Source organism: Enterobacter cloacae complex sp. ECL72 (genome assembly GCF_019056635.1).
In the GTDB taxonomy this organism is placed as follows: domain Bacteria; phylum Pseudomonadota; class Gammaproteobacteria; order Enterobacterales; family Enterobacteriaceae; genus Enterobacter; species Enterobacter hormaechei_C.
The window spans coordinates 3,856,772-3,869,818 of the sequence record NZ_CP077659.1; the positions used below are offsets into that span (position 1 = coordinate 3,856,772).

Annotated in this window: 12 protein-coding genes; 4 read left to right on the top strand and 8 right to left on the bottom strand. The window is 56.1% G+C overall.

Annotation, left to right across the window (positions count from 1 at the left end; genetic code table 11):
* Positions 1-107: 107 nt before the first annotated feature.
* Together KTH07_RS18635 and actP are read left to right on the top strand one after the other, a co-directional pair.
* Positions 108-422 carry a DUF485 domain-containing protein gene (locus KTH07_RS18635; protein WP_032620747.1) on the top strand — a complete coding sequence of 105 codons (315 nt, stop codon included), beginning with the start codon at positions 108-110 and terminating at the stop codon, positions 420-422.
* Positions 419-2,068, top strand: a complete 1,650-nt coding sequence (gene actP, locus KTH07_RS18640) for a cation/acetate symporter ActP (protein ID WP_017382634.1) — start codon at positions 419-421, stop codon at positions 2,066-2,068. Before KTH07_RS18635 ends, actP begins: the two co-directional genes overlap by 4 nt.
* A gap of 33 nt (positions 2,069-2,101) precedes the next feature.
* Here the strand turns inward: actP and KTH07_RS18645 are convergent, their stop codons facing one another.
* Together KTH07_RS18645 and KTH07_RS18650 are read right to left on the bottom strand one after the other, a co-directional pair.
* Positions 2,102-2,791, bottom strand: coding sequence for an LrgB family protein (locus KTH07_RS18645; protein ID WP_015570195.1), 690 nt, complete (start codon positions 2,789-2,791; stop codon positions 2,102-2,104).
* Positions 2,784-3,194: a CidA/LrgA family protein gene (locus KTH07_RS18650; RefSeq protein ID WP_023302931.1), complete on the bottom strand. Its 411-nt coding sequence runs from the start codon at positions 3,192-3,194 to the stop codon at positions 2,784-2,786. Before KTH07_RS18650 ends, KTH07_RS18645 begins: the two co-directional genes overlap by 8 nt.
* Positions 3,195-3,296: 102 nt before the next feature.
* Here KTH07_RS18650 and KTH07_RS18655 point away from each other — a divergent pair, with 102 nt between their 5' ends.
* Positions 3,297-4,184 carry a LysR family transcriptional regulator gene (locus tag KTH07_RS18655; RefSeq protein ID WP_022646759.1) on the top strand — a complete coding sequence of 296 codons (888 nt, stop codon included), beginning with the start codon at positions 3,297-3,299 and terminating at the stop codon, positions 4,182-4,184.
* A gap of 75 nt (positions 4,185-4,259) precedes the next feature.
* Here the strand turns inward: KTH07_RS18655 and KTH07_RS18660 are convergent, their stop codons facing one another.
* The 4 genes from KTH07_RS18660 to soxR form a co-directional block, all read right to left on the bottom strand.
* Positions 4,260-5,906: a Na+/H+ antiporter gene (locus KTH07_RS18660; protein ID WP_003860270.1), complete on the bottom strand. Its 1,647-nt coding sequence runs from the start codon at positions 5,904-5,906 to the stop codon at positions 4,260-4,262.
* Between the two features lie 152 nt (positions 5,907-6,058).
* The gene (gene ghxP / locus KTH07_RS18665; RefSeq protein WP_006810466.1) at positions 6,059-7,408 is read right to left on the bottom strand and encodes a guanine/hypoxanthine transporter GhxP; all 1,350 of its coding nucleotides are present in this window, start codon (positions 7,406-7,408) and stop codon (positions 6,059-6,061) included.
* A 297-nt stretch (positions 7,409-7,705) separates the two neighbouring features.
* Positions 7,706-8,377, bottom strand: coding sequence for a glutathione S-transferase family protein (locus KTH07_RS18670; protein ID WP_017694715.1), 672 nt, complete (start codon positions 8,375-8,377; stop codon positions 7,706-7,708).
* A 356-nt stretch (positions 8,378-8,733) separates the two neighbouring features.
* A complete protein-coding gene (gene soxR / locus KTH07_RS18675; protein ID WP_003860275.1) occupies positions 8,734-9,192 on the bottom strand; it encodes a redox-sensitive transcriptional activator SoxR in 459 nt (152 codons plus the stop codon).
* Between the two features lie 98 nt (positions 9,193-9,290).
* Between soxR and soxS the strand changes: the two genes are divergently transcribed.
* Positions 9,291-9,617 carry a superoxide response transcriptional regulator SoxS gene (soxS, locus tag KTH07_RS18680; protein WP_003860277.1) on the top strand — a complete coding sequence of 109 codons (327 nt, stop codon included), beginning with the start codon at positions 9,291-9,293 and terminating at the stop codon, positions 9,615-9,617.
* Between the two features lie 6 nt (positions 9,618-9,623).
* Here soxS and KTH07_RS18685 read toward each other — a convergent pair whose 3' ends face one another.
* Both KTH07_RS18685 and KTH07_RS18690 read right to left on the bottom strand, forming a co-directional pair.
* The gene (locus tag KTH07_RS18685; protein WP_039272016.1) at positions 9,624-11,189 is read right to left on the bottom strand and encodes an EAL domain-containing protein; all 1,566 of its coding nucleotides are present in this window, start codon (positions 11,187-11,189) and stop codon (positions 9,624-9,626) included.
* 265 nt (positions 11,190-11,454) lie between these two features.
* Positions 11,455-12,855 carry a sensor domain-containing diguanylate cyclase gene (locus KTH07_RS18690; protein ID WP_032620549.1) on the bottom strand — a complete coding sequence of 467 codons (1,401 nt, stop codon included), beginning with the start codon at positions 12,853-12,855 and terminating at the stop codon, positions 11,455-11,457.
* Positions 12,856-13,047 lie beyond the last annotated feature (192 nt).

Genomic DNA, 13,047 nt, shown 5'->3' on the forward strand with positions numbered 1-13,047 from the left:
GAGAGGGCCGGGGTGAGGGCATCAGACCGCACCTTCCTCCCCTCACCCTCTCCCCACAGGGGAGAGGGGATAAAAAACAAACCAACCTTACTTCTGGAGACTCTGTGATGAATAACGATATTTGTCAGCAGATAGAGAATAGTGCGCACTACAGGGAGCTCGTCGAAAAACGGCAACGGTTTGCCTTCATCCTTTCCATCATCATGCTGATTATCTACGTCGGCTTTATTCTGCTGATCGCCTTTGCGCCGCACTGGCTGGGCACCCCGCTGCATGAGGGTACCAGCGTCACGCGCGGTATTCCGATTGGGATTGGCGTGATCATCATTTCGTTTGTGCTCACGGGTGTGTACGTCTGGCGTGCGAACGGTGAATTCGATCGTCTTAACAGAGCAGTTCTGCGCGAGGTAAAAGCATCATGAAGCGAGTCCTGACGGCGCTAGCCGCCACACTTCCCTTTGCTGCCCATGCGGCAGATGCCCTTACCGGCGAGGTTCAGCGCCAGCCAACCAACTGGCAGGCGATTATCATGTTCCTGATTTTCGTGGTGCTGACGCTGTACATCACCTACTGGGCGTCGAAACGCGTACGCTCCCGTAACGATTACTACACCGCGGGCGGCAACATTACCGGCTTCCAGAACGGGCTAGCGATCGCGGGGGACTTTATGTCCGCCGCCTCGTTCCTTGGGATCTCCGCGCTGGTGTATACCTCAGGGTATGACGGCCTGATCTACTCCCTCGGGTTCCTGGTGGGCTGGCCAATCATTCTGTTCCTGATTGCCGAGCGCCTGCGTAACCTGGGGCGCTATACCTTTGCTGACGTCGCCTCCTATCGCCTGAAGCAGGGGCCGATTCGTACCCTCTCCGCCTGCGGTTCGCTGGTGGTGGTGGCACTCTATCTGATCGCCCAGATGGTCGGCGCGGGCAAACTGATCGAGCTGCTGTTCGGCCTGAACTACCACGTCGCGGTGGTGCTGGTCGGCGTGCTGATGGTGATGTACGTCCTGTTCGGCGGCATGCTGGCCACCACCTGGGTACAGATCATCAAAGCGGTACTACTGCTGTTCGGCGCCAGCTTTATGGCCTTTATGGTGATGAAGCACGTCGGGTTCAGCTTCAATAATCTGTTTACCGAAGCGATGGCGGTCCACCCGAAAGGGGAAGCGATCATGAGCCCGGGCGGGCTGGTGAAAGATCCGATATCCGCGCTCTCGCTCGGTCTCGGCCTGATGTTCGGTACCGCTGGCCTGCCGCATATCCTGATGCGTTTCTTCACGGTGTCAGATGCGCGTGAAGCGCGTAAAAGCGTGTTCTACGCCACCGGGTTTATGGGCTACTTCTACATTCTGACCTTTATCATCGGCTTCGGCGCAATCATGCTGGTGGGGGCAAACCCGGCGTTTAAAGACGCGGCGGGCGCGCTTATCGGCGGTAACAACATGGCGGCGGTGCATCTGGCCGACGCGGTGGGCGGCAACCTGTTCCTCGGCTTTATCTCTGCCGTGGCCTTTGCCACCATCCTCGCGGTGGTTGCAGGGCTGACGCTGGCCGGCGCGTCGGCGGTTTCGCATGACCTCTACGCCAACGTCTTCCGCAAAGGCGCAAGCGAGCGCGATGAGCTGAAAGTCTCCAAAATCACCGTGCTGGTGCTGGGCGTCGTCGCCATCCTGCTGGGGATTTTGTTCGAGAAACAGAACATCGCCTTTATGGTCGGGCTGGCCTTCTCGATTGCGGCAAGCTGTAACTTCCCGATCATTCTGCTCTCCATGTACTGGTCAAAACTGACCACCCGTGGGGCGATGATTGGCGGCTGGCTGGGCCTGCTGACGGCGGTGATTCTGATGATCCTCGGCCCGACCATCTGGGTGCAGATCCTCGGTCACGAAAGCGCTATCTTCCCGTATGAATACCCGGCGCTGTTCTCCATTGCCGTGGCGTTTATCGGGATCTGGATCTTCTCTGCCACCGATAATTCACCGGAGGGTAACCTGGAGCGTGAAAAATTCCGCGCCCAGTTTATCCGCTCGCAAACCGGCCTGGGCGTTGAGCAGGGCCGCGCGCACTAAGCCTTTTCTCCCCGGTCGCTCTGGCCGGGGAGCTTAAAACATCACCCACGCCACCAGCGGCGCAATCAGCACCATCGTGACGCCCGAAAGCATCATCACCAGGCTCGCGACCACGCCCTCCTGCTGTCCCAGCTCATACGAACGTGCCGTCCCCGCCCCGTGCGACGCCGCGCCAAACCCCGCGCCTTTCGCCATCCCTTCGCGAATGGAAAGCCGCAGAAACAGCACATCCCCCACTGCCATGCCGAAGACGCCCGTCACCACCACAAACAGCGCCACCAGATCCGGCTGGCCACCGAGCGGTTTGGCGGCTGCCAGCGCAAACGGCGTGGTCACCGAACGCACCGCCAGGCTGCGCTGGATTTCATCCGACAGGGTAAACAACCGCGCCAGCCAGACCGAACTGCACACCGCCACCACCGTCGCGGTGACGACACCCGCGCTGAGCGACATCCAGTGGCGTCTGATAATGGCGAGGTTGTCATAAACGGGTACGGCGAAGGCGATGGTCGCCGGGCCGAGCAGCCACAGCAGCCAGTGGGATTCGCCAATGTAGTTCTGCCAGGAGATATGGCCGAAGACCAGCATCAGCACCAGCAGTATCGGCGTAAAGACCAGCGGCATCAGCGGCAGCGCGCGAAAGCGGCGATACAGGCGCTTGTTGGCAAAGTAGATGACGACTGTCGCAATCAGGCACAGCACGCTTATCTGAAAGTTAGTCATGCTTCTGCCTGCTGATTTCAAAGCGATACACTTTATCCACCACCCAGGCGGTGGCGCCCAGCACCATCATCGTGCTCAGGGCGATAACCGCAAAGATGCGCCAGCCGTCGACCATCAGCAACTGGGCATAATTCACCACCGCCACCACAGCCGGCACAAAGAACAACAGCATCTCCGCCAGCAGCCAGCGTGCGCCGGCCCGCACCCAGCTAAGGGGCAACGCGCGACAGAGGATCAGCGTCAGCATCAGCACCATCCCCACCAGGTTGGCGGGTAAAGGCAGATGCAGCCAGTCGACAAGATATTCCGCGAAAACAAACAGTCCCGCGTAGAGCAGTACCTGAACCGGTACCTGGAGTCGTTGCACAACGGCAGGCGTAACACGGCTTAACGCCACGGCCATGGGGGTTTTCCTCAGAAATGAGACGAGGCGCCAGTATAGTGAGCGTACGGTATCGACTGAAATGAATTAAAATCATCGAAGGTATAGTTTCGAGGAATAATCATGGACATAAGAACGCTGCGCTATTTTGTCGAGGTGGTTCGCCAGCAAAGTTTTACCCGCGCAGCGGAGAAGTTATTCGTAACCCAGCCGACCATCAGCAAGATGCTGAAAAATCTCGAAGATGAGCTGAACTGTACCCTGCTGATCCGCGACGGGCGCAAGCTACTGCTGACCGATACCGGACGCGTGGTGTTCGAGCGCGGGCTGGCAATTCTGGCGGAGTTCCGCCAGCTGGAGGCCGAGCTTGGGGACATCAACCATCTGACAAAAGGGCTGCTGCGGCTCGGTATTCCGCCGATGGTCGGCATGATGATGGCCGGGCCGATAAGCCTGTTTCGCCAGCGCTATCCCGGCGTTGAGCTAAAAATTTCTGAATTTGGCGGCCTGACCGTGCAGCAGGCGGTGATGAACGGTGAACTGGACGTGGCCATGACGGCCCTTCCCGTGGAGGAGGAAAGCGGCCTGGCGACGCTGCCTCTGTTCAGCCACCCGCTGTGCGTGCTGGTGCCGCGCTCCGGCGACTGGCTGAAGATTGAGTCAGTAAAACCCGAGCTGCTCGGCGAACACCCGCTGCTGATTTACAACGAAGATTTCGCCTTAAGCCGCCAGCTGATGGCGCTGTTTAACCAGCACAACGTAAAGCCGCGCATTGCGGTGCGCAGCGGTCAGTGGGATTTTCTGGCGGCGATGGTACAGGCGGGCGTGGGGATTGCCATTCTGCCGCAGCCGATCTGCGAGCGGCTGGATAAAAATACGCTGCGCTGGATCCCGCTGGAGAGCGACCTGCACTGGCAGCTGGGGATGATCTGGCGTGAAGGGGTCTATCTGTCGCACAGCGCGCAGGCGTGGTTGCAATGCTGTGAGGGGTTTTGGGTACCCTCACCCTAACCCTCTCCCACAGGGAGAGGGAACCGATCGAGCACGTAGGCCCGGTAAGCGCAGCGCCACCGGGCAATTACAGCGCTACTGATTCTCTATCAACAACGCTTCCAGCAGATCCAGATCGTGCAGCAGCTTTTGCAGCGTCTCGTTGCTGATCTGCCGCGTCGCGCGCAGGTGATACAGCTCGGCACGCTCGGAGCGCAGCGCCGCCAGGCGGAAACGGCGTTCGAGGTTCTCTTCCTGCAACGAACTTTCCACGTCGTTACGTCCGTCAGCACGGCGACGCAAATTACCGATCACGCGTGAACTGACTTCCTTCAGCAGCTGGTTATCAATGTTCTCTTCGGCATCGGCGGCCAGACGCTCCTCCATCTTCTCGATGGCGACAATCGCCACTTCCGCCGTCGCCGCACGGGCAATCCGCTCTTCTTTGTGCTGTTGCGAGGAGTCCCCTGCGTCAATATGTTGCAGCAGAATCGGCAGCATAATCACGCCGACAAACAGGGAGAAGAGGATCACGCCCGCCGCCAGGAACACCAGCTCGTAGCGCGCCGGGAAGACGTCACCCGTCGGCAGCAGCAGAGGAATGGAGAGCACACCAGCAAGGGTGATCGCCCCGCGCACGCCCGCGAAAGAGGCAATCAGCAGCTCGCGCGTGGTCCACGAGCCGAACTCCATCGGCTTTTTGGTCAGGAAGCGAACGCTGAATTTCTTCATCGTCCACAGCCAGCCGAAACGCACCAGCATCAGCGCAAGGTAGATGAGCACGATATCGGTAAACAGCATCCAGACTTCAACGTTTGGATCCGCTTCGGCTGCAATCAGCGAGGATTCCATAATGCCCGGCAGTTGCAGACCCAACAGCAGGAACACCATGCCGTTAAACACAAACTCGAGCATGGCCCAGGTACTGTTCGCACGCAGGCGCATCGCCAGCGGCGCGCGGCGCATAACGCCGGAGCGGGTGATGGTCATCCCCGCGGCTACCGCCGCCAGAATACCCGACACGCCGATGTGTTCGGCAATCAGGTAAGAGGCAAACGGCAGCAGGAACAGCAGGACGATCTGCGTAGCGGGTTCGTCGCCACCCCAGCGGCTGAGGAAGCGCAGCGAGCGTCCGTACAGCCAGCTCACCACAAAGCCCGCGAGGATACCGCCAATCGCCACCTTGAAGAATTCCAGGGTCGCACCGCCGACGGTAAAGACCATGGTGCCCATGGCAACCGCCACGGCAAACTTCAGGGCGACCAGGCCAGAGGCGTCGTTCATCAGCGCCTCGCCCTGCAAAATGCCCATGATTTTCTTTGGAATGCGCCCTTCGCCCACAATGCCGGACAGCGCCACGGCGTCGGTAGGCGACAGCACGGCGGCCAGCGCAAAGGCGGGTATGAGCGGGATCCCCGGTACGGCCCAGTAGATCAGGAAACCAATCCCGACCACGGTGACCACCACCAGCGCCAGCGCCAGGCCGAAGATCTCTCGCCCGTGCTCCAGAAATTCGCGCGTCGGCGTTTTCCAGCCATCGGCAAACAGCAGCGGCGGGATAAACAGCACGAGGAACAGTTCCGGATCGAACTCCACGTGCAGACCGAACGTCGGCCACGCCAGCAGCGCACCGATAGCTATTTGCATTAAAGGCAGGGGGACCTGGAAGGGCAGTACGCGTGTAACCACCCCGGATAATGAGACCACAAGGGTCATGATGAGTATTGTGAAGAAAATTTCCATGCGTTCCCTGTTTGCTGTGTTTCTTATATGCCAAACCTGAGGCGTCGTGCCTCTTATTCTATCCTCTCCAGAGTAACGTAAAAGGCAACAGGATGAGTCCTGAAAATAAAAACGGGCGGCCTGAGCCACCCGTTTTCGCATAAAAAGTCAATTCAGATGGCCCAGCCGCCCGCGTAGAACGCCACCAGCGCAACGGCGATGACCACGGTACCGATGTTCAGCTTACGCCACTCACCGGAGACCAGACGCCCAATCACCAGCGAGGCGAAGCCGATCATAATGCCGGTCACGATGTTACAGGTCAGCACGATGAATACCGCAGTGATCAGGCCGGACATAGCATCAACAAAATCCGCGAAGTCGATTTTCGCCACGTTGCTCAGCATCAGCAGGCCGACGTACATCAGCGCAGGTGCGGTCGCGTAAGCCGGCACCAGATAAGAGAGCGGAGAGAGGAACAGGATCAGCAGGAACAGCACGCCAACGGTGATGGCCGTCAGGCCGGTTTTACCGCCTGCCGCCGTACCCGCTGCGGACTCAATGTACACCGCCGCAGGCGCCGCACCTACCAGGCCAGAGAAAACGCTGCTCAGGGAGTCGGTGGTCAGCGCTTTGCCGCCGTCAATAATCTGTCCGTCTTTATCCAGCAGGTTAGCCTGACCGGCCACCGCGCGGATGGTGCCCGTGGCATCAAACACCGCGGTCATTACCAGCGCCAGCACGCTTGGCAGGATCACCGGGTTCAGCGCGCCCACAATATCCAGGCTGCCAATCAGGGAGTTGCCTTTGTCATCACTCAGCGACGGCATGGCGAAAATCCCGGAGAAATGAACGGTCGGGTCGAAGATCAGGCCGACGATGGACACGCCGATAATGGTCAGCAGAATGCCGCCCGGCACTTTCAGTTTTTCCAGGCCAATGATCACCGCCAGACCCACCAGCGACATGATCACCGGGAAGCTCGCGAAGTTACCCAGCGCAACCGGCAGGCCGTCCAGCGGGTTCTTGATGACCAGACCCACGCCGTTGGCAGCGATCAGCAGCAGGAACAGGCCAATACCGATGCCGGTGCCGTGCGCCACGCCCTGCGGCAGGTTGCGCAAAATCCAGCTACGAATGCCGGTTGCTGAAATTACGGTGAACAGCACGCCCATCAGGAACACGGCGCCGAGCGCTACCGGGACGCTGATATGCTGGCCCAGCACCAGGCTGAAGGCGGTAAACGCGGTCAGGGAGATGGCGCACCCGATCGCCAGCGGCAGGTTCGCCCACAGGCCCATCACAATCGAACCCACACCCGCAACCAGGCAGGTGGCAACGAAGACCGCCGCTGGCGGGAAGCCCGCTTTGCCGAGCATGCCTGGCACCACGATGACGGAGTACACCATCGCCAGAAACGTGGTCAGACCGGCAACAACTTCCTGGCGCACGGTGCTGCCGCGAGCAGAAATTTTAAACATGGCGTCAAGTGAACCGCCGGTACGCGCAGATGGCGTAGACATAGAAAACATCCCCTGAAAATTTTTATTGAAAGTCCGTAAGCGTGGTGGAGACTCCACTGCCAGCGAAACGTCAAATCCTTGTGCTGCGTTTGCGACGAAAGGGGCGTCACAAAAAAAGCAAACGTTTAGCTCCGCGCTTACAAAACGGGTGGTCAAATGTAGGCAAACGATTATCTAGCCTAATACCCGCCCTTTTCAACTGAACTTTCTCGTTTTTCGCTAAAATTGCCTCATGGCGATGAAGAATTAAGCAGAGGATGCGCAAACGTTATCGTCCATGCGCAATTTCGTTACATTTCATCCCTCGCCGGGGATTGTCAGCGGGCCGCCTTTCGCAAGCGTTGTCTGCCAGCCCGGACGTGCCTCCACTCTCTGTTTCCACGCCGCTATGTGGTCGAGATTGTCGATGCCGCCTCTCGCCAGCAGGGCGAAGAGGGGAAAACTCATCTGGATATCAGCCATGGTCAGCGTGTCGCCGGCAAACCAGCTGTTTTCGGCAAGATGATCGTTAATAAAGCGCGCATGCGTTTCCAGCTGGCGGTTGAGATACGCTTTTTGCACCCCCTGCCCCAGCGCCTTACCCAGCGTGCGCAGGCCAAACGGGACGGGTGGTTTGCCGAGGCTGTTAAACACCAGCTTCATTAACAGGAGCGGCATCAAAGACCCTTCGGCGTAATGCAGCCAGAAGCGATACTGCACTTTATGGGCGGGATCTAACGGTTTGAATCGTGACGCCGAATCGTACGTTTCCTGAAGATATTCCAGAATCGCGCCTGATTCGGCCAGCACCAGTCCGTTATCTTCCAGTACCGGGGATTTCCCCAGCGGATGCACTTTTTTGAGCGAATCCGGTGCAAGCATGGATTTCTCGCGCTGGTAGCGCACAATCTCATACGTCAGACCCAGCTCTTCCAGCGCCCAGAGGACGCGATGTGAACGAGACTGATTAAGGTGGTGGACCGTTAGCATGATGTTCTCCGGTGATTCATACTTTTTAACTATAGAAAACTGAACAACTTCACGAAAAAAATTTGGCTAAAATCTCACCGTCTCCGGTGGCAAAAACGGCGGCCGGGCATAGAATTAAAGTGTCAGTACAAACCGGAACCTCCTCCACAAGCTCGACACGAGGGGTACTGATGTCGGGGGAAACCCTCCCGTGAGCCAGCGGGATAGAGAGAAAGACAAAGACCGGAAAAAACTAAAGCGCCCTTAGTGGCGCTTTAGTTCTTTATGCTTGTTGCCGGGTGGCGGCTGCGCCTTACCCGACCTGCAAAACCGAGAGCGTAGGCCGGGTAAGCGAAGCGCCATCCGGCAAACACCTCTCAATCCTCCTCCAGCAACCGCGCCCCCGTTCCCTGCTCGCCCAGCCTGTCACCCGGGTTACGTAGCGGACAATCGCTGCGTGATAAACACCCGCAACCAATGCAGCCGTCCAGCTCATCGCGCAGGGCCACCAGCGTGTGAATACGACGATCCAGCTCTTCTCGCCACTGGGACGACAGCTGCTTCCACTCCTTCGCGCTCAGCGAGTGCCCTTCCGGCAATACGCCGAACGCGTCACCGATGGTGGCCAGAGGAATGCCGATACGTTGCGCAATTTTGATGATCGCCACGTAGCGGAGCACATCGCGGGTATAGCGCCGCTGGTTTCCGGCGTTACGGATACTTTTTATTAACCCTTTGCTTTCATAGAAGTGGAGCGCCGACACCGCCACACCGCTTCGCTTAGCCACTTCACCGGGGGTTAACAGCGCTTTGATGCGCGGTAATCTCTTTTCCATAAAACCTCTTTACCTCAAGTTAACTTGAGGAATTATACTCCCCCGCAGAGAAAACGACGAATCAACCAGGACAGATGTCTCCACAGAGGGGTAACCTTATGTCGCATCAGCAAATTATTCAGACACTTATTGAATGGATTGATGAACATATCGACCAGCCGTTGAACATTGATGTGGTCGCTAAGAAGTCGGGCTATTCGAAATGGTATTTACAGAGAATGTTCCGCACCGTAATGCATCAAACGCTGGGTGATTACATTCGCCAGCGCAGGCTCCTGCTGGCGGCGCAGGCGTTACGCTCAACGCAGCGGCCCATTTTTGATATCGCAATGGATCTGGGCTATGTGTCGCAGCAGACCTTTTCCCGCGTCTTCCGCCGCGAGTTTGACCGTACGCCGAGCGACTACCGCCATCAGCTCAATTAATGCGTGTTAACGCAAGGGTTGCTGCTGCCAGGCCATAAATGCCTGGGGCGGCATCGCTTTCGCGAAGTGCCATCCCTGACAATACTGCACGCCACGCTTCAGCAACCAGCTCACCTGCTCCCCCGTCTCGACCCCTTCCGCAATGGTTTTCAGCCGCAGGCTTTGCGCCATCTCAATGATGTGCTCGGCAATCAGGTGGCTGGTGCTGTTGGTGGTTAAGGTATCGATAAAGGATTTGTCGATTTTCAGGATATCGACGTTCAGCGAATAGAGGTTATGCAGGTTAGAGTAGCCGGTTCCGAAATCATCAATCGCCACTTCATACCCCGCCTGGCGAAACGCCTGAATGACCGGCGTGGTTTTTGGCACGTCAATAAACCCCCGCTCCGTCACCTCAATTTTGATTTGCTGCGCGCGAACCGAGTAAAAGCGGGCTTTGTCGGAGATCAGGGCGATAAGACGCGAAGAGTGAAAATCCGACGCCGACAGGTTAATCGAGACATACAGACCGGGATGAGCGGCAAGAAAATGGCCCAGATCGCTGAACACCTCCTCCACGACGTAATCCGTAATGCGCTCAATCATCCCCTCTTTTTCTGCCAGGGGAATAAATTCCGCCGGGCTCATAACCTGACCGTTGAATCCAGGCCAGCGCAACAACGCCTCTGCCCCCACGCACTGGTTATTTTTAATATCAATAATGGGCTGATAATGGACGCACAGCTGGCGTTTATTCAGCGCCCGGTGCAGAAGTCGGCCAGGCGAATTGAATTCACGGTGTGTACGCGACCACACCAGCAGAATAATAATGCTGCAAATTATCCCCAGCGGTAGCGTCAGGGTGGCCTGATGATAAAGCGTTTTATAAAAACGGGCGCTGGAGGTTGAAACGATGGCCGCAATCGGCCGCTGCCCGGATTTCACGATCGTATAAAAACGGTCACCTTTCTGAAAAGTCGTTTCCTGATGTCGAAGCATCGAATGCAATAAAGAAATATTGGCTTTCTGGCTTACAGAAAAGAATGCATTGCTGACGGTGTCATACACCCCCCACGACAGGGAACGATCGTCTGACATCACCTCACTGTACGAAAGCGGGTTGACCACTGCGACATAATTTCCGCGCTGCATATATATCATTTTATAACCATCAAAAAATGGCGTATCGCGAAAATAATAGATAGCAACGTCGGGTTTACGTGTGTAATTGGCAGCGGGAATGGTGTAAGGATGATCCGGCGTAAAAAGGGTCGAGCAGAGAAACGACTGGCCTTCAGCATAAATTAAATCGGCAACAAAAAGACGACCGCGGGAAACGTTCAACATATATTGACGATGCTCCGGCGTACACACTTTTCCCTGATATTTTTCCGCGTCTTCCCGGGCCAGATCAACCTGTTGAATAACCCGTTCAGTTTTGTTTAAAGCAAGTTCAGCAAACGTGCGCAGCTGGGCGCTGATTTCCGACACGGCTCTAAGCTGGGCAAACCATAGCGCAAGCATCACCGGCAGCATAACTACCATGATAATCCCGACCACTTTGAGCATGTTGCGCAGCGCGCTACGATTCATTTCCCGCTCTGTATCCCTGCATGTTGTACGCCTGTAGCAATGAAGACCGGCTGCTTTGATAAACAGGTGATTACGTTGCATGAATCATGGGAAGTTAGCAACTGACTTTTGGTATTAAAAATCCTAAAATTCGTGATGCCGATAATATTTTCCCGTAAGCCAAACTAAAAGTATTCATTTCGTTTCTGATAAGGAAAATAATTACCCGCGACAGGTGTGGAAAATTCGCTGGCTGAAATAGCCTGCTCTTTGTTCTTATGCTGATTTATAAATAATCAGACGCCAGGACCGTTTTTCCTCTTCCCGTACGCTTGGCGTCATATAATGCCTTATCGGCACGCATCAGTATGGCAGAAGTATCCCGTTGCCCCTGACAGACTTCAACCACCCCGGCGCTGAAAGAGAGTACCAGCGTTTTATCGCCCACACGCAGCGGTTTTGAGATCAGCGCGGCACGCAGCCGGGAAGAGAGCAACGTAGCGGCCATACCATCCGTGTGCGCCAGCAGAAGAACAAACTCTTCGCCCCCCACCCGTCCCAGCGCCGACCCGGCCGGGCTCACCTCGCGAATACGGTCGCAAAAGTGGATCAATGCCGCATCGCCAACCTGATGTCCCCACCGATCGTTGATCTGCTTGAAATGATCGAGATCGAACATCAGGAGACAGAAGTGGCTACTGACATCCTGCGGCGAACTGGCTGCCAGCGCTATTTTGAGACGCTGTAAGATTGTCGAGCGATTCAGACAGCCCGTCAGATCGTCCGTGGTGGCTTTGACGGTCAGCTGCTGTTCTGCTTTTTTACGTTCGGTGATATCCAGGCCAATGTTGAGAATGGAGTTATCCGGCAAAAGGATGTTTGACCAGAGAATGGTTAACTGCGTCCCGTCTTTACGCACCGGGTGCCATTCGTACATATCCTTAAGTGGTGCGAAACGAACCGACTCCTGCACGCGCTGTCGCTCCTCAGGATCCGGGTAAAACAGGGCCAGCGGATCGGGATGCTCGCCGATTTCAGTCATACTCCAGCCAAAGACTTTTTCGCATTCGGCATTCCACAATACACACCGGTTATGCCTGTCAAAGGCGTTCATTAATACCGGAGCACGCTCAAATAAGGTTTTATATTGCGTGACGACGCGCTGCATTTCCTGCGCCGTTTTTTCCCGCACGATGATGTCATCAAAATAATCTTTTAGCTTCTCAACCAATACCACCACGATATTTTTCAATATCGGCAACGAGGTCAGTTTTTCATTAAAAGCCAAAAAGAAATAACCACTGCACTGTCTGCCATGCGCTGAGAATTTACACAGCACGCCGCTTTGCAGCCGCGCATAGCCTGGGTGCTGAGGGGAAAATACCGCCCGGCCAATATGCTCTTTCCAGTAGATCACCCGCCAGGCGCGGTGATGCCGCTGCAACAGGGTGCTGGCAAGAAAATCCGCCACGTTAAAGGCGTGACACGTCACGTCGCCGGCACAAACCACGCGCGGCCCGTCTGCGGATTCGACACTGACCCATGAGAGATTTGCCCCCAGTGCGCTGTTGATAATTTCCAGCATTTCAACCGGCGAACACTGCGCGTTGAGTTGCGGCATCAGCTTCGCCAGGGCATGCAGCGCCTGCATGCTGTCGTTAATAATCTCGCGTCTTTTTTCTTTCATTATCTTTTCGCAGGTCATTAATCGAGAGAGCAACCGCAATAATTCATATCTGAATAAAAGAATAAGACCACGAAATCAAAGAGCATGCCGAGTGTAAAACAAAGAATACAAAATCCAAAAAAGTCAATTAATTCAATGCGATGAATTATTTTTGCGGGTACATTTATTGTTCCACACAAGCATAATCCATAG

Excerpts from the sequence above, each read along its gene's own strand:
- KTH07_RS18635 (WP_032620747.1), top strand. The coding sequence starts at position 108 with ATGAATAACGATATTTGTCAGCAGATAGAGAATAGTGCGCACTACAGG.
- actP (WP_017382634.1), top strand. The coding sequence starts at position 419 with ATGAAGCGAGTCCTGACGGCGCTAGCCGCCACACTTCCCTTTGCTGCC.
- KTH07_RS18645 (WP_015570195.1), bottom strand. The coding sequence starts at position 2,791 with ATGACTAACTTTCAGATAAGCGTGCTGTGCCTGATTGCGACAGTCGTC.
- KTH07_RS18650 (WP_023302931.1), bottom strand. The coding sequence starts at position 3,194 with ATGGCCGTGGCGTTAAGCCGTGTTACGCCTGCCGTTGTGCAACGACTC.
- KTH07_RS18655 (WP_022646759.1), top strand. The coding sequence starts at position 3,297 with ATGGACATAAGAACGCTGCGCTATTTTGTCGAGGTGGTTCGCCAGCAA.
- KTH07_RS18660 (WP_003860270.1), bottom strand. The coding sequence starts at position 5,906 with ATGGAAATTTTCTTCACAATACTCATCATGACCCTTGTGGTCTCATTA.
- ghxP (WP_006810466.1), bottom strand. The coding sequence starts at position 7,408 with ATGTCTACGCCATCTGCGCGTACCGGCGGTTCACTTGACGCCATGTTT.
- KTH07_RS18670 (WP_017694715.1), bottom strand. The coding sequence starts at position 8,377 with ATGCTAACGGTCCACCACCTTAATCAGTCTCGTTCACATCGCGTCCTC.
- soxR (WP_003860275.1), bottom strand. The coding sequence starts at position 9,192 with ATGGAAAAGAGATTACCGCGCATCAAAGCGCTGTTAACCCCCGGTGAA.
- soxS (WP_003860277.1), top strand. The coding sequence starts at position 9,291 with ATGTCGCATCAGCAAATTATTCAGACACTTATTGAATGGATTGATGAA.
- KTH07_RS18685 (WP_039272016.1), bottom strand. The coding sequence starts at position 11,189 with ATGAATCGTAGCGCGCTGCGCAACATGCTCAAAGTGGTCGGGATTATC.
- KTH07_RS18690 (WP_032620549.1), bottom strand. The coding sequence starts at position 12,855 with ATGAAAGAAAAAAGACGCGAGATTATTAACGACAGCATGCAGGCGCTG.